The following is a 15,452-nucleotide window of genomic DNA, read 5'->3' as shown; positions in this document are numbered from 1 at the left end:
CGGATGATATGTCCGCTTATGTCATAGTGTGCCGAAGAGTCGTCATAAACGGTCGGAAACATCGCACGTCGCACGTGAGGAGCCGAGGCGCATGGGACCTGTGGAATTCATCGTCCTCGCCTTCCCGGAGGAACAGCTGCGGGCCCCGGCGGTCGAGGCCGTGATGGGGCTGCGCAAGACCGGGGTGGTCCGGCTGATCGACGGGATCGTGGCGACGAGGACGGCGTCGGGGGACGTCCTGGCGGCCGAGTTCGACGAGTTCGTGGAGCTGCACGGCCTGCTGACGGGCCGGGACGTGGCGCGGCTGATCGGGCCGGAGGACATCCAGGAGGCGGCGGGGCTGCTGGAACGCGGGAGCTGCGCCCTGCTGCTCGTCGTCGAACACCTGTGGGCCGAGGACGCGGCGATCGCCGTACGGGCCGCGGGCGGCCGGATCGTCGGCTCGGTCCGCATCCCGCCGGACCGGGTGCCTGCGGACCCGCGGGCGGGGGTGGCCTGATGTTCATCCGCCCGATGGGAGTGACGGTCCGCCCGGCGAACCGCCCGCCGGGGCACCCGCTGCTGCGGGGGCTGCTGGCGCGGGCGTCGGGAGCGGCGGAGCCGACGGCCGGCTCGGTGGGGGCCGCGGGGCCGGCGGCTGCGGGCCCGGCCGAACCGCCGCCCGGGGCGCCGCCGGAATTCCCCCAGCCGGCCGAACGGGGGCAGGAGCCGGAGCCGGGGTGGGAGTCGGGGTGGGAGTCGGAGCCGGGGCCCGGGTGGGAGCCGGGGCCGGTGGCGGCGATTGCTCCGGACCACACCGCAGCGGGCGGGCCGGTCCCCTCGACCGGCCTGGTGGCGGAGCTCACCCAGCTGGCCGACCTGGCCCGCGAGGGCCTGCTGACCCCCCAGGAGTTCACGACGGCCAAGGCCCGCCTGCTGCGCGGCTGAGTAGGGCGCGGGCCGGCCCCGCCCTCCGGCCGGGGCTCACCGCCCCGGCCGGAGGGGGGCCAGTGGTTGACTGCCCCGAATGAACCTCGCACCGGGGGACACACCCCCTTTGGACCCCGAACTCCCGCCGGCCTTCATCGACGTGGGGTCGGCCGAGACCTTCCGGGACGAGGACGTGGCCTACGCCGACGCGATCTGGCGCGCCGGCGGCCGGGCCGAACTGCACGTGTGGCCGGGCGCCTTCCACGGCTTCGACGGCCTGGCCCCCGAGGCGGCCCTCAGCCAGGACGCGCGCAACGCCCGCACCCGCTGGCTCCGGCGCATCCTCGCGCAGCCCCCGAAGCAGGAGACGTAGGTCACACGCACCCGTGTCACAGGCGGTCGGGCTGCCTCGTCTCAGGGACGTAGCCAACGACGACGACCACCGAGGAGCACACCATGGACGCGCGACTGAACCTCTTCGCCGGCCCGACCACCGGGAAGGCCCTCAAGCACCTCATGTCGGCGGGCAAGGTGATCAAGGACTCGCCGCTGCCCGCCGCGACCCAGGAGCTGGTGTCGCTGCGGGTGAGCCAGATCAACGGCTGCGCCGTCTGCATCGACATGCACACCAAGGAGGCCACCGCCGCCGGCGAGACCCCGGTACGGCTGCACCTGGTGGCGGCGTGGCGGGAGGCCACGGTCTTCACCGACGCCGAGCGCGCCGCGCTGGAACTGGCGGAGGAAGGGACCCGGACCGCGGACGGGGCCGGCGGAGTGGCCGACGAGGTGTGGGCACGGGCCGCCAAGCACTACGACGAGGAGGAACTCAACGCCCTGGTGCTGCTGATCGCCCTCATGAACCTGGCGAACCGGATCAACGTGATCACCCAGCAGCCGGCCGGCACCTACGTGGCGGGGCAGTTCCGCTGAGCGGTCCGGCAAAGGCTTGCCCTCCCCCGCGCGCCACCTTGATGATCGTTCAAGACCGTCCGGGGGAGGAGAGCCGCATGAGCAAGGTCGAGGAGTTCGAAGATCTGCGGTCGCTGCTGTTCTCGATCGCGTACCGGATTCTGGGCAGTGTGAGCGAGGCCGAGGACGCGGTGCAGGAGACCTGGCTGCGTTTCGACGCCTCGGCGACCCGGCCCGCGTCCACCAAGGCCTTCCTGTCGACGACGGTGACCCGGCTGTCGATCGACGTACTGCGTTCCGCGCGGGTGCGGCGCGAGGAGTACGTCGGGCCGTGGTTCCCCGAGCCCCTGCTCGACGATCCGTACACCGACCCGGCCCGGTCGGTGGAGCTGGCGGACTCGGTGTCGATGGCCGCGCTGCTGCTCCTGGAGCGGCTCAGCCCGCTGGAGCGCTCGGTGTTCGTCCTGCGGGAGGTCTTCGCCTTCGGCTTCGACGAGGTCGCCACCGCGGTGGGCCGGTCCGAGGCCGCCTGCCGACAGCTGCTGGTACGGGCGCGGCAGCACATGGCGGCCGGGCAGCCGCGGTTCCAGGCGGACCGCGAGGAACGACGGGAACTGGCGACGCGGTTCCTGGACGCGATGAAGGACGGCGACGTCGGCGGACTGCAGCAGCTGCTCGCGGCCGACGTCCAACTGGTCGGGGACGGCGGCGGCAAGGCCCCGCAGCTGGCCAGGGCCATCACCGGCGCGGAGAACGTGGCCCGTCTGCTCGCCTCGGTCTTCCCCCAACTGCTGCGGATCGGCGTGACGTCCGAGCCCCACGACGTGAACGGCGAGCCGGGCGCGATCGTCCGCACCCCCGACGGCAAGGTGCTCCACGTCCTGGCCTTCGAGATGCTCGACGGCCGGATCCGGACCATCCGCTCGGTGGTCAACCCCGACAAGCTCGCCCACCTGGGCCCGGTCGCCGACGCCTGGGCGATCAACCGCGAGATCCGCAAGACGCGCCGCGCGTCGAGATGACGCAAGCCCGCGGCTCCGGGGCCGGGGCTCCGCGACCGGGGCGGGGGGCCGGTACGGCACGGGTTCTCCTACGTCGGCGAGAGGATTCCGTCGACCTGGTGAGGAGCCGTCCCAGCAAAACGTTCCCTCGGAATACGTGAATTCTTCCGTGAGCGCGATCAACGGGGTTCTGCTTCCAACGACTGCCGGACTATGTGCTCGACCGGCGGGCTCGACCAGCTGTTTCTTGTAGCTTGCGAGCTCGTTCGGCCGGGTGGTAGTTCGGCCCGACACCTTCGATCAGCAGCAGGTCGCCTTCGATGTGGTCGGTGCGCAGGTGCAGGATGCTCCGGTAGGCGGGAGAGTCGTACCAGGCACGGGCTTCGGTCAGACTGGGGAACTCGATCAGCACCATGCTGCCGGGCCAACTCCCCTCTACGACTTCGGCCGGCGGGCCGTGGATGACGAAGCGGCCGGCGAAGGGGTCGAGAGTCGCCTGGATCCTCTCCAGGTACTCGATGACGTCGGAGTGGTTCCGGCGGCTGCGGAGATGGGCGAAGCCGTAAGCAGGCACCACGGGGCTCCTTCGTTCCTGGGGTGCGTGATGACCGAGAGAACGTAGCTGAGGGCCCTTGGGCGGTGCGATTACCCCGGAGGTAATGGAGGCACTCCTCTTGGGAAGCACCTGACGGGTTGGGAAGCGCCTGACGGGTGACCTGGGTGAAGAAGCTGGGGACAGCGGCAATTTCGTCGTGGATGCGGGTCAGCGAGCTCTCACCCCGGACGGCCGTCGGACGCTAAAGGACAAAAAGCGTGTAGCGATCGGCCGCGCTCCCCCGACCCGGGGCCCGGGCCTGGATGGGCCCGTCTCTCGGTCGTGGCTGGCTGTTCGCGCCCGACAGGGATGGGTGTCTCCGACCGCCCGTCCCTGGAAAGGAAAGCCCGGCCCGTTCTTTTGGGGGGTTCCCGGCGGTCTTCGGTTCTCCGGGGCGGGACGGTCGGTCAAGGGTGGCCGGAGGCCATCGCGAAGCGACGCGACGAAGGAGCGCCCTTGAGGGACCGGCCCGAACCGGAGGGACGATGAGACTGACGGGAAACCCCCATACCCATCCCTGATGCCCCCCGAGAGGCTCCCGCCCCCGAAGCCCCCACCCCACCCCGCCCCACCCCACCCCCAACCGGGTGAGGTCCGGCGACCGGCCGACTCCGCAGGGGGATTTGTCATACCGGGCGTGGCAGCATCGGCCGCCTCGGAGGTGATCCCATGTCACATCGGCCGTCATGTCGACCGCTTCGCGCCGTCTGCGTCGCCGCACTGCTCGTCGTCGCCGGGCCGGTTCCCGGGGCCGGGGCCGAGCCGGGGGTTCCCGAGGGGGAGTCCGTCGGGGTGCTGCTCACCCGCCTACAGGGCCTGTACCAGAAGGCCGAGGAGGCCAGCGAGGCCTACAACGCCACCGACGTGGCCCTCCGGGCCGGCCAAGCCGAGGAGCGGCGGCGCGCCACCGAACTCGGCAAGGCCCGTACGGCGCTCGACTCCGCGCGGGCCCTCGCCGGACGGCTCGCCCGGGAGCAGTACCAGGGCGGCCAAGGGCTGTCCCCGTACGCACGGATGCTGCTCGCCGGGAACCCGCAGGCCGCCCTGGACCAACACCGGCTCGCCGCCCGCGAGGGCGCCCGGCGGGCGGGCGTACTGGCCCGGCTCGCCCGGGGCGAGAAGAAGGCCGACGCGCTCGCCGTCCGGGCCCGCGAGGCCCTGGACACCCGGCAGGCCCTGGCCGCGCAGCAGAAGCTCCACAAGGACGAGGTCGCGGCGCAGCTCAAGGAGGTCGAGCGGCTGCTCGCCGCCCTGACCCCGGACCAGCTCGACCGGCTCGGCGCGCAGGAGGCCGAGAACACCGCCGCCGCGCAGCGGGACCTGGTCGGTTCGGGCCGGCTGCCCGCCCGTACGGGCACCCCCACGGCGGCCGGTGGCGCCGCCCTCACCTACGCGGCGGCCCAGATCGGCAAGCCGTACGTCTGGGGCGCCGAGGGGCCGGGGGCCTTCGACTGCTCCGGGCTGACCTCGCAGGCCTGGGCGCACGCGGGGCGCACCATCCCGCGAACGAGTCAGGAGCAGTGGGCCCAGCTGCCGAAGGTGCCGCTGAACCGGCTGCGCCCCGGGGACCTGGTGGTCTACTTCCCCAAGGCCACCCATGTGGGCCTGTACGTCGGCGACGGCAAGGTGATCCAGGCGCCGCGGCCGGGGGCCCTGGTCAAGGTGTCGCCGATCGCCGCGAACCCGCTGCTGGGCGCCGTCCGGCCGGACCCGGACGGCGCGCCGCTCGCGGAGTTCACCCCGCCCGAACTGCCCGAGCTGCCCAAGCTGCCCAAGGCGGCGACGGGCGGGGCGGGGGCCGATGCCGGCTACTCCGCCGAGGAAGCCCCGGACGCCGCGGACACCGACGACGCCACGGACGCCGCCGACGCCGCGACCTCCGCCAGGTAGTCGGCGGTGTCCTCGGGGTCGTAGAAGTACGCGTCGAAGTCGGCCGGGTTGTCGAAGCCGTTGGCGAATCGATTCGCCACCGGCTGGAGCTGCCCGGCCGCGCCGATCAGGTTCAGTACGTGCTCCGGCGGGACGCCCAGCATCGCGTTCGTCCACTGGGTCACCGGCTTGCCCGTGGTGAACCAGTACTTGTCGAAGGTGGCCTTCATCCAGGCCTCGTCGAACGGCTTGTCCCCGTGCATCAGGATCGACGACAGGTACGAGGCGGCGCACTTCGCGGCCGAGTTCGAGCCCTGACCGGTGATCGGGTCGTTCGCGACGACCACGTCCGCGACGCCCAGCACCAGGCCTCCGCCGGGGAGACGTCCGATCGGGTTGCGGACGATCGGCGCGTAGCGCCCGGCGAGCGTGGCGCCCGCGTCCGTCAGCTCCACCTTCGTCGCCCGGGAGTACTCCCACGGCACGAACTTCTCCATCAGCTCCAGCGTGAGCGCCAGGTGCTCCGCCGGGTCCTTGACGCCGTTGAAGACGTCCAGCGGACCGCCCGGGATGCCCTCCCAGAACAGGATGTCCGCCCGGCCCGAGGTGGTCAGGGTGGGCATGACGAACAGCTCGCCGACGCCCGGGACCAGGTTGCAGCGGACCGCTTCGGTCTCCGGGTGCTCCGGGCGCGGGCCCAGGCCGTGCACGTAGGCGACGGCCAGCGCGCGCTGCGGGGCGTCGTACGGGGAACGCGCCGCGTCCCGCCCGAACATCGAGACGAGCTCGCCCTTGCCGGCGGCGACCAGCACCAGGTCGTACGTGCGGGAGAAGAAGTCGAGGTCGGCGACCGAGGCGCCGTGGATGACGAGCTGCCCGCCCCGCTGCACGAACGTGTCGAGCCAGCCGGCCATCTTCACGCGCTGGTCGACGGACTGCGCGTACCCCTTGAGCCTGCCGAGCCAGTCGATGGCGCGGCCGGCGTCGGGGGTGGCGACGGAGACGCCGAGGCCCTCGATCTTCGGGGCCTGCTGCTCCCAGAAGTTGATCTGGAGGTCGCGCTCGTGCTGTAGGGCCGTGTCGAACATGCACTGGGTGGACATCACCCGCCCGGTGCGGATCTCGTCCGCCGTCCGGTTGGACATGAGGGTGACCTCGTACCCCTTCGACTGGAGTCCGAGGGCGAGCTGGAGACCGGACTGACCGGCTCCCACGACAAGTATCTTGCGCATCTCTCACGCTCTCCGTTCGGGGTGCTCTATTCGGGGGTGGTGTCGAGGGCGTGGCCCACCAGGGCGAGGAGGGATTCGACCACCGTGTCGCGGCGCCGCGCGTCCATGATCACGACGGGTACGTGGGGCGGGACGCTGAGCGCCTCGCGCACGTCCTCGGGCTCGTACGACTGCGAGCCGTCGAAGTGGTTGACGGCGACGGCGTACGGGAGCCCGCAGGTCTCGAAGTAGTCGAGGGCCGGGAAGCAGTCGCGCAGGCGGCGGGTGTCGGCGAGGACGAGACCGCCGATGGCGCCGCGCACCAGGTCGTCCCACATGAACCAGAACCGCTTCTGGCCGGGGGTCCCGTACACGTAGAGGACGAGGTCGTCGTCGAGGGTGACGCGGCCGAAGTCCATGGCGACGGTGGTGGTGTTCTTGTCGGGGGTGCCGGACAGGTCGTCGGTCGGGGCGCTCGCCTGGGTCATCACCGCCTCGGTACGCAGCGGGGTGATCTCGGAGACGGAGGAGACGAAGGTGGTCTTCCCGACGCCGAAACCGCCCGCGACCAGCACCTTGACGGCGACGGGTGCGCGGGAGCGGTCGTACTGCCAGGGCTGGGCCGGCTCGTCGTCCGACTGCGGCAGGGACACCGGATTGTCAGAGACGGCGAAGACCACTGAGCACCCTTTCCAGCAGCGCGCGTTCGGGACGGCCGCTGCCGTGGCCCGTTGCGTAGACGCGGACCCGTCCCTGGTCGGCGAGGTCGCTGACCAGCACCCGGACCACGCCGAGCGGGAGCTTCAGTAGCGCGGCTATCTCGGCGATCGTCCGCATGCGGCGGCAGACCTCGACGATGGCCGGCATCTCGGGCATGCGGTCGGGCTTCTGCGGCTCGGAGACCTTCGTGTCCAGGGTGGCGACGAACGTTTCCACGTGCAGGACCTGCGTGAAGCGGGTGCGGCCGCCCGTGAGGGAGTACGGGCGGACGCGGGCGGGGCGGCGGTCGGCGCCGCGTATCGGCAGCCGCTCGGAGGCCGTACTCCTCACGGGGTGTTCTCCATCGACTGGCGCAGCTCGCTGCGGACTTCGGGGGTCAGGACGTGGCCGGCGCGGCCGACGAACAGGGCCATGTGGTACGCGACGACGCTCATGTCGCAATCGGGGGTGGCGTGCACGCCCAACAGTGAGCCGTCGCTGATCGCCATGACGAAGACCGAGCCGTGCTCCATCGCCACCATGGTCTGCTTGACCGAGCCGCACTCCATGAGGGCGGCGGCGCCGGTGGTGAGGCTGCCGAGGCCGGAGACGATGGTGGCGAGGTCGGCGGACGCGCCGCGCGGGCCCCTGGGCCGCGGCCGGTCGGCCGGTTCGGCCGCGCCCGCACCCGGGTCGGAGGACAGGAGCAGCAGTCCGTCCGAGGAGACGACGGCGACGGAGTTGACGCCGGGCACCTCCTCGACCAGGTCGGTCAGCAGCCACTGCAGGTTGCGGGCCTGAGTGCTCAGTCCGTACGTACTGGGCGCGGTCATGTGCGTGCCTCCTGTGCGGTGTCCCCCCGGTCGGTCTTGCTCTGGCCCTGCCGCTCCGTCGGCCCCTGGTCGAGGGCCTGGTCGAGCGCCGGGTCAGGGGCGTGGTCGGGCCCCTGGTCCTGGGCGAGTTCGGCGGCGACGACGCGCCGTCCGTCCTGGGCTCCCTGGTAGAAGCCTCCGAGCCGGCGCCGCAGCTCCTCGGCGTCGACCCGGCGTGGCGGCTCGGACCGTACGTCGTCACGGGCCGCACGCTTGGCGGGGACGGTGCGCGGGGTCCGCTTGGGCAGGCCCTTGTCGGTGACGGCGCCTTCGCCCTCCGCCTGGTCGGCCGGGTGGCTGCCCTGGCGGGGGAGCCAGTTGCCCTCGGCCGGGGCGTGGGTGTGCGGCTCCGCCTCCGGTTCGGCTTCGGGTACGTCGGCCACGGGCGCGGCGGGGTGCGCCGCGGTCGGGACCTCCCCGGCGGGGTCCGCCGCACCGGGGGCGGCCGGCTCGACGTCGGGGACGACCCGCGCGAGCAGCTGTTCCTCGGGGGTGGGCCCGTCCCCTGCCGGGGGCTCGGCCACGAACACCTGGTCGGCGGGGACCGGCTCCGGCTCCGCCGGGGCCTCGGCGACGACGGCGGGGCCCGCCAGGGCTTCGGCCAGGGTGATCGGGACCGCCGCGACGGCGGGCTCCGTGGCCGGCTCCGGTTCCGGCTCTGGCTCCGGCTCCGTGGCCGGTTCCGGCTCGACGGCGACCGGGACGACCGGCTCCTCGGCGAGGCCTTCGACGGCGACCGCGGCCTCGGCCTTGGTCTCGGCCTTGGTCTCGACCTCGGGCTCGACCTCGGGCTCGACCTCGGGCTCTACTTCCGCAGCCGCCTCCGTGGCGACATCCGCATCCGCATCCGCATCCGCATGCGGGTCCGCATCCGCGCGCGGGTCCGCATCCGCGCGCGGGTCCGCATCCGCGTCCGGGTCCGGAGCGGCATGCGTCCCCCGCCGCCGTGCCGGCAGCGTGTTCTCGTTCGCCTCCGCTATCACTCCCGGCAGCCGCAGCGCGGGCCCGCCCGGCATGGCCAGGGTGTGCACCGGTGAGACCACCGGGGTGGTGGGAAGCAGCGCCACCGGGATGACCACCAGGGCCTCGGTCCCGCCGTGCCGCGGGGTGCGCAGCTCGGCGGTGACCCCGTGCCGTGCCGCGAGCCGTCCGGCCACGTACAGGCCCAGGCCGAGCCCGTGTTCCGCCTCGGTTTCCTCGTCGTAGGCCTCGGGCGTGGACAGCCGGGTGTTCAGCGACTCCAGGCGGTCCTCGGTGATGCCGATGCCCTCGTCCACGACGGACAGCACCACGTCGCCGGCGCCCTCCTGCCAGCAGGACACCTTCACCTTGACCTCCGGCGGGGAGAAGGTGGTCGCGTTCTCCAGCAGCTCGGCCAGTACGTGCGAGATGTCGTCGGCGGCGTGCCCCGCGACCTGGGTGTACGAGGGCAGCACGGCGAGGTCGACGCGCTCGTAGCGCTCGATCTCGCTGACGGCGGCCCGCATCACGTCGACCAGCGGCACCGGCAGGCCCTGCCCGTGTCCGTGTTCCTGCCCGGCGAGGACCAGCAGGTTCTCGTTGTGGCGGCGCATCACGGTCGCGAGGTGGTCCAGCTTGAAGAGGGTCGCCAGCCGGTCGGGGTCCTGTTCCTTGGACTCCAGTTCCTCGATGACCGCGAGCTGGCGCTCCACCAGGCCCAGGGTCCGCAGCGACAGCGAGACGGAGGTCGTCGACATGATGCGCCGGTGCTCCTCCAGCCCCGCCCGCAGCTTCGTCAGCTCCTCTTCCAGCACGTCCCGGCCGGCGGCCAACGCCTCGCTGCGACCGATGATCCGGCGCCGGTCGGCGTCGAGCCCGGCGATCCGGGTGTGCAGGGAGACCGTCTGGTCGCGCACCGCGTTCAGGTGGCGCACGACCTCGGCGAACTCGTCGTTGCGGCCGGTGAACCGCACCGGTTCGACCGAGCCCTCCGGCGTGGCCAGCCGCTCCGCGCCGCGGCGCAGGACCGACAGCGGCCGGGTCAGCGACCGCGCCACGGCGGTCGAGACGCCGACGACGAGCAGGAACAGCACGCCCATGAAAGCGATCACGAGTTCGAGCCGGGTCACGTCGTCGTCGCGCAGCGCGGCCAGGGCGGAGGCCCGTTCACTCGCGAGGGTGGCCTCCACGGTGCGCATGCGGTCGATGCGGGCGGTCAACGCGGTGCCGACGGTGGGCCCGTCCGTCTTGCGGTCGGCGGGCGTCAGCGTGGGCCGGTCGGTGAGCCGTTTGAGGAAGTCGTCGGCCGTCTTGACCTCGGGGCCGGTGACGGTGGCGGCCAGGGTCTGGCGCACGTCGGGCCGCGCGGCCCGCGCGAAGTCGTCGAGGGCGGCCTGCTCGCGTACGCGCGTCCGCTGGGCGGCGGTGGTGAGTTCGTCGACCACGGCCGCGTTGGGGGGCTGGTCGCCGCGGGGGACGGCCAGCGCGGCGAGCAGCAGCCCGCGGGTGGCCGAGGCCTGTTCCACGGCCTGGCTCAGCGGGGCCAGCGGGCGGGTGGTGGTGAGGGCGGCCTCGGCGCGCGGCGGGGTCAGCTCGGCGAGCCGGTCGTTCGGGGCGAGGAGTTCCGCGATGACCCCGGCGTAGGCCTGGTGGACGGCGAGGGCGCTGCCCTTGCCGTCGACGGCCTCGGCGCGGACGGTCCGTACGCGGGCGAGGGCCTGGGCGGTCGCTTCGTCGGCCTCGGCCTGGACCTCGGCGAGCTGCCGGTCGGTCCCGGCGATGCGTTCCTGGACGGGCCCCTTGGCCGCGCCGGGCCGACCCTTGGCGGCGTACTCGACGACCGCGTCACGCTCGTCACCGAGGAGGTGCGTGAGGGTGAGGGTCTGCCGGGTCTGTTCCGCGAGGGTGACCAGGTGCTGGGAGTCGTTCAGTTCCCTCGAGGCGGAGACGACGGCGGGCGCGCCTGCCGCGAGGACGGTGAGGCCGGCGACGGCAACGCCGATGACCAGCCTGCGGCGCACGCGGACGCGGCGTCCTGCGGGGGCCGGGCCGTCGGCGGCGGTGCCGTTCTTCCGAGACCGCTTCTTCTGCACCGGTGCTCGCAATCCTGTACGTGTGCTCTTGATCGTCTACTCGTGTGGCCGAGGTAACGGCCGGTCAACAAGTAAACGCCCCCTGCTCCCTCGTACCGCCTCAGACCTTTGCAGCGTGCTGGGGAGAGAGCCGCACATCGCCCAACCGGCCACCCGAACGAGTGAACATCACGGATGAGTTGCCGACCAACTCGGGCACCCCGTGCCGGGGCGCCTCCATGGACAGGTGGTTGAAAGATCGATACGGGCTTTGGCAGGATGCCCGCCCACACGACCGACCCGCCGGCGCGACCCCCTCTGCCCGCCCCGTGCGGCCGGCGTGCGGAGCCGCCCCGGCGCGGCCGATTTGGTACGGACCTACCCGCGCCCACCGCCTCCCGCGCGGCAGAATGCGGGCATGCGCATCGACCTCGCCTCGGCCCCCGGCCACCAGGAACGCCCCAATGAGGACTGGGTGTCGGCCGCGATCCCCGCTTCGGGAGGCGGCGTCCTGGTGCTCCTGGACGGGGTCACCCCGCCGCGCGGCGACGACGGATGCGTGCACGGAGTGCCCTGGTTCGCGGCCCGCCTCGGCGGCCGATTGACCGAACTGTCCGGATCGCGGCGGGACATGCCGCTCGATCAGGTTCTGGCCGAGTCCGTCCGCGCCACGGCCGACGCCCACCGTGACACCTGTGACCTTTCTCACGTGCGCACCCCGCAGGCGACGGTCGTCGTGGTCCGCTGGGACGCGGAGTACGTGGAACACCTCGTCCTCTCGGACTCCGTACTGCTCCTACAGGCGCCCGACGGCGAGGTGACGGCGGTGCTCGACGACCGACTGGACCGGATCCCGCCGGAGGTGCTGCGCTCGGTGGCCGCGACGGACGCCCTGCGCAACGCGGAGGGCGGCTTCTTCACGGCGGCCGCGGACCCGGCGGTGGCGGCCCGGGCGGTGACGGGGCGCACCCCGCGCGGGCGGGTGCGGGCGCTGGCCGCGCTCACGGACGGGGCGAGCCGGTGGACCGACACCTTCGGGCAGGGCGACTGGGCGGACTGCCTGGCGGTGCTGCGGAAGGAGGGCGCTCAGGGTCTGATCGGCCGGGTGCGCGCCATCGAGTCCGACGCGGCCCGCCCGTCGGCGGCCCGGTCCAAGCGGCACGACGACGCGTCGGCGGTCTACGCGGAGCTCTGAACGGTCCCACCCCTGTGCGGCGCACCCCGAGCGGTCCCGAGTCCGAGCGGTCCCGCGTCCGAGCGGTCCCGACTGCGAGCGGCCCCGCCTGGGCGCGGCCGTTGCGACGCCCTATTCCCCGCCCGCGTTCAACTGGTTCAGCAGCCGGGCCAGTTCCGCCACCTCGCCGCGGTCCCAGTCCGCGAGCTTGCGCATGTACTGCTCGCGGCGCGCCCCGCGGACCCGCAGGAACCGTTCCCGGCCCTCCTCCGTGAGGCCGACCAGGGAGGCCCGGCCGTCGGCGGGGTCCGGCTCGCGGGCCACCAGGCCGAGCACCTCCAGGGCCCGCAGCTGCCGGCTCATGGTGGCCTTGCCGACCCCGAAGTAGGCGGCGAGCTCGGTGGCCCGCTGCCGGCCGGCCGCCTCCAGGCGTACGAGGAGCCCGTACGCGGCGGGCTCCAGCTCGGGGTGGAGCTCGCGGGCCATCTCGCCCGAGGAGGCGCGGGCCCGCCGGAGGAAGACGGACAGCTCCCGCTCCAGGGCAAGGAACTCCTGGTCTTCACTCCCGTGCACGTCCCGCTCCTTCGATGATGTGTGGCACCCCACGTGGGTCCGGGCCCAGTATTTCGCAGCGGGCGCGCCGACGGCCCGGTACCCCGCCGGAGCGGGACACCGGGCCGTGTTCACGGGTCAGGCCGCTGCGACGACCGCAGCCTCCGCCCGGGCCAGGGCGAGCTCCAGGACCTGACGCACATCGGTCACCGGGTGCACTTCCAGCTTCTCCAGCACCTCCGTCGGGACGTCGTCCAGGTCGGCCTCGTTGCGCTTGGGGATGATGACGGTGGTCAGTCCGGCCCGGTGCGCGGCCAGCAGCTTCTGCTTCACCCCGCCGATGGGCAGGACCCGCCCGGTCAGCGAGACCTCGCCGGTCATGGCCACGTCCGTGCGCACCTGCCGCCCGGAGAGCAGTGAGGCGAGGGCGGTGGTCATGGTGATGCCCGCGCTCGGGCCGTCCTTGGGCACGGCGCCCGCCGGGAAGTGGATGTGCACGCCCCGGTCCTTCAGGTCGGCGACCGGGAGCTCCAGTTCGGCGCCGTGGGAGCGCAGGAAGCTCAGGGCGATCTGCGCCGACTCCTTCATGACGTCGCCGAGCTGGCCGGTGAGGGTCAGGCCGGCCCCGCCCGTTTCCGGGTCGGCCAGCGAGGCCTCCACGAACAGCACGTCGCCGCCCGCTCCGGTCACCGCGAGGCCGGTGGCCACGCCGGGGACTGCGGTGCGCCGCTCGGCCGGGTCCTGGGCGGACTCCGGTACGTGGTGCGGGCGCCCGATCAGGGCCCGCAGGTCGTCGGCGCCGATGCTCAGGGGCAGCTCCCGCTCCCCCAGTTCGTGCTGCGAGGCGACCTTGCGCAGCAGGCGGGCGAGGGACCGCTCCAGGGTGCGTACGCCCGCCTCGCGGGTGTACTCCCCGGCCAGCTTGCGCAGGGCGTCCTCCTCCAGGACCACCTCGTCGGAGCCGAGCCCGGCCCGCTCCAGCTGGCGCGGCAGCAGGTGGTCGCGGGCGATGACGACCTTCTCGTCCTCGGTGTAGCCGTCGAGTCGGACGAGCTCCATCCGGTCGGCCAGGGCCTCGGGGATGGCCTCCAGGACGTTGGCGGTGGCCAGGAAGACGACGTCGCTGAGGTCCAGTTCCACCTCCAGGTAGTGGTCGCGGAAGGTGTGGTTCTGCGCCGGGTCGAGGACCTCCAGCAGGGCGGCTGCCGGGTCGCCGCGGAAGTCGGAGCCCACCTTGTCGATCTCGTCGAGGAGGACGACCGGGTTCATCGAGCCGGCCTCCTTGATCGCCCGGACGATCCGGCCGGGCAGGGCGCCCACGTAGGTCCGGCGGTGGCCGCGGATCTCGGCCTCGTCGCGGACGCCGCCGAGGGCGACGCGGACGAACTTGCGGCCCATGGCGTGGGCCACGCTCTCACCGAGCGAGGTCTTTCCGACACCGGGCGGGCCCACGAGCGCGAGCACGGCGCCCCCTCGCCGGCCCCCGATGACGCCCATGCCGCGCTCGCCGCGCCGCTTGCGGACGGCGAGGTACTCCGTGATGCGGTCCTTCACGTCGCCGAGGCCCGCGTGCTCGGCGTCGAGCACGGCCCTGGCCCCCCGGATGTCGTACGCGTCCTCGGTGCGCTCGTTCCAGGGCAGTTCCAGCACGGTGTCCAGCCAGGTCCGGATCCAGGACCCCTCCGGGCTCTGGTCGCTGGCCCGCTCCAGCTTCTCGACCTCCTTGAGCGCGGCTTCCCGGACCTTCTCGGGGAGGTCGGCGGCCTCGACGCGGGCGCGGTAGTCGTCGGACTCCTCGCCGTCCTTCTCGCCGTTCAGCTCGCGCAGTTCCTTGCGCACGGCCTCCAACTGCCGGCGGAGCAGGAACTCGCGCTGCTGCTTGTCGACGCCGTCCTGGACGTCCTTGGCGATGGACTCGGCCACGTCCTGCTCGGCGAGGTGGTCGCTGAGCGCCTTGACGGCGAGCCTGAGGCGGGCGACCGGGTCGGCGGTCTCCAGCAGTTCGACCTTCTGCTCGACCGTCAGGAAGGGCGAGTACCCCGAGTTGTCCGCGAGTGCGGAGACGCCTTCGATCTGCTGGACCCGGTCCACGACCTGCCAGGCGCCGCGCTTCTTGAGCCAGCTGGTGGCGAGCGCCTTGTACTCCTTGACGAGCTCGGTGACCGCCCCGGGCAGCGGATCGGGCACCGTTTCGTCGACGGTTTCGCCCTCGACCCAGAGCGCGGCCCCGGGGCCGGTGGTCCCGGCCCCGATGCGGACCCGGCCGAGGCCGCGGATGAGCGCCCCGGGATCCCCGCCGGAGAGTCGGCCGACCTGCTCGACGGTGCCGAGCACACCGGTCCCCGCGTACGTCCCGTCGATGCGCGGCACGAGCAAGACCCGGGGCTTGCCGTTGCCGCTCTTCCCGGCGGCGGCCTGCGCCGCCTCCACGGCGGCGCGCACCTCGGCGTCGGACAGGTCCAGCGGTACGACCATTCCGGGCAGCACGACCTCGTCGTCGAGCGGCAGCACGGGCAGGGTGAGTGTGACGGACGTCGAAGCCATGATCTTCCCTCCGGCAGTGAAGTTGAGCTCTGCCGACTCAATGCATCTGCGCCTCCCGATGTTCCCCAAGGCCCGTTCGCCCGGG

14 protein-coding genes and 1 pseudogene are annotated in these 15,452 nt (G+C 72.9%); 7 read left to right on the top strand and 8 right to left on the bottom strand.

Features of this window, described 5'->3' with window-relative positions; all coding sequences use genetic code 11:
- The first annotated feature begins 91 nt into the window (after window positions 1–91).
- The 5 genes and pseudogenes from OG594_RS29645 (at window position 92) to OG594_RS29625 (ending at window position 2,840) form a co-directional block, all read left to right on the top strand.
- The gene (locus OG594_RS29645; RefSeq protein ID WP_150259270.1) at window positions 92–499 is read left to right on the top strand and encodes a DUF6325 family protein; all 408 of its coding nucleotides are present in this window, start codon (window positions 92–94) and stop codon (window positions 497–499) included.
- Entirely contained in the window at window positions 499–927 is a 429-nt protein-coding gene (locus OG594_RS29640; RefSeq protein ID WP_266604907.1) for an SHOCT domain-containing protein, read from the top strand. Before OG594_RS29645 ends, OG594_RS29640 begins: the two co-directional genes overlap by 1 nt.
- A 121-nt stretch (window positions 928–1,048) precedes the next feature.
- Window positions 1,049–1,282 (top strand): annotated as a pseudogene (locus OG594_RS29635) (alpha/beta hydrolase); the annotation flags it as partial.
- An 83-nt stretch (window positions 1,283–1,365) separates the two neighbouring features.
- Window positions 1,366–1,839, top strand: coding sequence for a carboxymuconolactone decarboxylase family protein (locus tag OG594_RS29630; protein ID WP_266604905.1), 474 nt, complete (start codon window positions 1,366–1,368; stop codon window positions 1,837–1,839).
- A 77-nt stretch (window positions 1,840–1,916) separates the two neighbouring features.
- Window positions 1,917–2,840 (top strand): RNA polymerase sigma-70 factor, encoded by a 924-nt coding sequence (locus OG594_RS29625; protein WP_266604903.1) that lies wholly within the window; start codon window positions 1,917–1,919, stop codon window positions 2,838–2,840.
- Window positions 2,841–3,030: 190 nt separating this feature from the next.
- On the opposite strand, the gene OG594_RS29620 is transcribed toward OG594_RS29625, so the two are convergent.
- Entirely contained in the window at window positions 3,031–3,393 is a 363-nt protein-coding gene (locus OG594_RS29620; protein ID WP_266604901.1) for a DUF1330 domain-containing protein, read from the bottom strand.
- 690 nt (window positions 3,394–4,083) lie between these two features.
- Here OG594_RS29620 and OG594_RS29615 point away from each other — a divergent pair.
- Window positions 4,084–5,304: a C40 family peptidase gene (locus OG594_RS29615; RefSeq protein WP_266604899.1), complete on the top strand. Its 1,221-nt coding sequence runs from the start codon at window positions 4,084–4,086 to the stop codon at window positions 5,302–5,304.
- Here OG594_RS29615 and OG594_RS29610 read toward each other — a convergent pair.
- Genes OG594_RS29610 through OG594_RS29590 form a run of 5 tightly spaced genes read right to left on the bottom strand, consistent with a single transcriptional unit; the run spans window position 5,223 to window position 11,118 of the window.
- Window positions 5,223–6,515, bottom strand: a complete 1,293-nt coding sequence (locus OG594_RS29610; protein ID WP_266604897.1) for a styrene monooxygenase/indole monooxygenase family protein — start codon at window positions 6,513–6,515, stop codon at window positions 5,223–5,225. The two genes, OG594_RS29615 and OG594_RS29610, sit on opposite strands and share 82 nt — an antisense overlap.
- Before the next feature lie 26 nt (window positions 6,516–6,541).
- Window positions 6,542–7,147, bottom strand: coding sequence for an ATP/GTP-binding protein (locus tag OG594_RS29605; RefSeq protein ID WP_266604895.1), 606 nt, complete (start codon window positions 7,145–7,147; stop codon window positions 6,542–6,544).
- 7 nt (window positions 7,148–7,154) lie between these two features.
- Complete coding sequence (locus OG594_RS29600) at window positions 7,155–7,544, bottom strand: DUF742 domain-containing protein (protein ID WP_266604893.1); 390 nt, start codon at window positions 7,542–7,544, stop codon at window positions 7,155–7,157.
- Window positions 7,541–8,026, bottom strand: a complete 486-nt coding sequence (locus OG594_RS29595) for a roadblock/LC7 domain-containing protein (protein WP_266604891.1) — start codon at window positions 8,024–8,026, stop codon at window positions 7,541–7,543. Before OG594_RS29595 ends, OG594_RS29600 begins: the two co-directional genes overlap by 4 nt.
- Window positions 8,023–11,118, bottom strand: coding sequence for a nitrate- and nitrite sensing domain-containing protein (locus OG594_RS29590; protein ID WP_266604889.1), 3,096 nt, complete (start codon window positions 11,116–11,118; stop codon window positions 8,023–8,025). Before OG594_RS29590 ends, OG594_RS29595 begins: the two co-directional genes overlap by 4 nt.
- A gap of 397 nt (window positions 11,119–11,515) precedes the next feature.
- On the opposite strand from OG594_RS29590, the gene OG594_RS29585 reads away from it, so the two are divergent.
- Window positions 11,516–12,292, top strand: a complete 777-nt coding sequence (locus tag OG594_RS29585; RefSeq protein ID WP_266604887.1) for a protein phosphatase 2C domain-containing protein — start codon at window positions 11,516–11,518, stop codon at window positions 12,290–12,292.
- 111 nt (window positions 12,293–12,403) lie between these two features.
- Here the strand turns inward: OG594_RS29585 and OG594_RS29580 are convergent, their stop codons facing one another.
- Window positions 12,404–12,844, bottom strand: coding sequence for a MarR family winged helix-turn-helix transcriptional regulator (locus OG594_RS29580; RefSeq protein WP_033218751.1), 441 nt, complete (start codon window positions 12,842–12,844; stop codon window positions 12,404–12,406).
- Between the two features lie 117 nt (window positions 12,845–12,961).
- Entirely contained in the window at window positions 12,962–15,367 is a 2,406-nt protein-coding gene (gene lon, locus OG594_RS29575) for an endopeptidase La (RefSeq protein WP_266604885.1), read from the bottom strand.
- Between the last annotated feature and the right edge of the window lie 85 nt (window positions 15,368–15,452).

The organism is Streptomyces sp. NBC_01214 (assembly GCF_026340975.1).
GTDB lineage: Bacteria > Actinomycetota > Actinomycetes > Streptomycetales > Streptomycetaceae > Streptomyces.
This window is presented reverse-complemented; position numbering and strand designations above follow the sequence as displayed.

What these genes read in the sequence shown, in the direction of transcription:
- OG594_RS29585 (WP_266604887.1), top strand. Translation starts at nt 11,516, where the DNA reads ATGCGCATCGACCTCGCCTCGGCCCCCGGCCACCAGGAACGCCCCAAT.
- OG594_RS29610 (WP_266604897.1), bottom strand. Translation starts at nt 6,515, where the DNA reads ATGCGCAAGATACTTGTCGTGGGAGCCGGTCAGTCCGGTCTCCAGCTC.
- OG594_RS29640 (WP_266604907.1), top strand. Translation starts at nt 499, where the DNA reads ATGTTCATCCGCCCGATGGGAGTGACGGTCCGCCCGGCGAACCGCCCG.
- OG594_RS29595 (WP_266604891.1), bottom strand. Translation starts at nt 8,026, where the DNA reads ATGACCGCGCCCAGTACGTACGGACTGAGCACTCAGGCCCGCAACCTG.
- OG594_RS29615 (WP_266604899.1), top strand. Translation starts at nt 4,084, where the DNA reads ATGTCACATCGGCCGTCATGTCGACCGCTTCGCGCCGTCTGCGTCGCC.
- lon (WP_266604885.1), bottom strand. Translation starts at nt 15,367, where the DNA reads ATGGCTTCGACGTCCGTCACACTCACCCTGCCCGTGCTGCCGCTCGAC.
- OG594_RS29630 (WP_266604905.1), top strand. Translation starts at nt 1,366, where the DNA reads ATGGACGCGCGACTGAACCTCTTCGCCGGCCCGACCACCGGGAAGGCC.
- OG594_RS29645 (WP_150259270.1), top strand. Translation starts at nt 92, where the DNA reads ATGGGACCTGTGGAATTCATCGTCCTCGCCTTCCCGGAGGAACAGCTG.
- OG594_RS29625 (WP_266604903.1), top strand. Translation starts at nt 1,917, where the DNA reads ATGAGCAAGGTCGAGGAGTTCGAAGATCTGCGGTCGCTGCTGTTCTCG.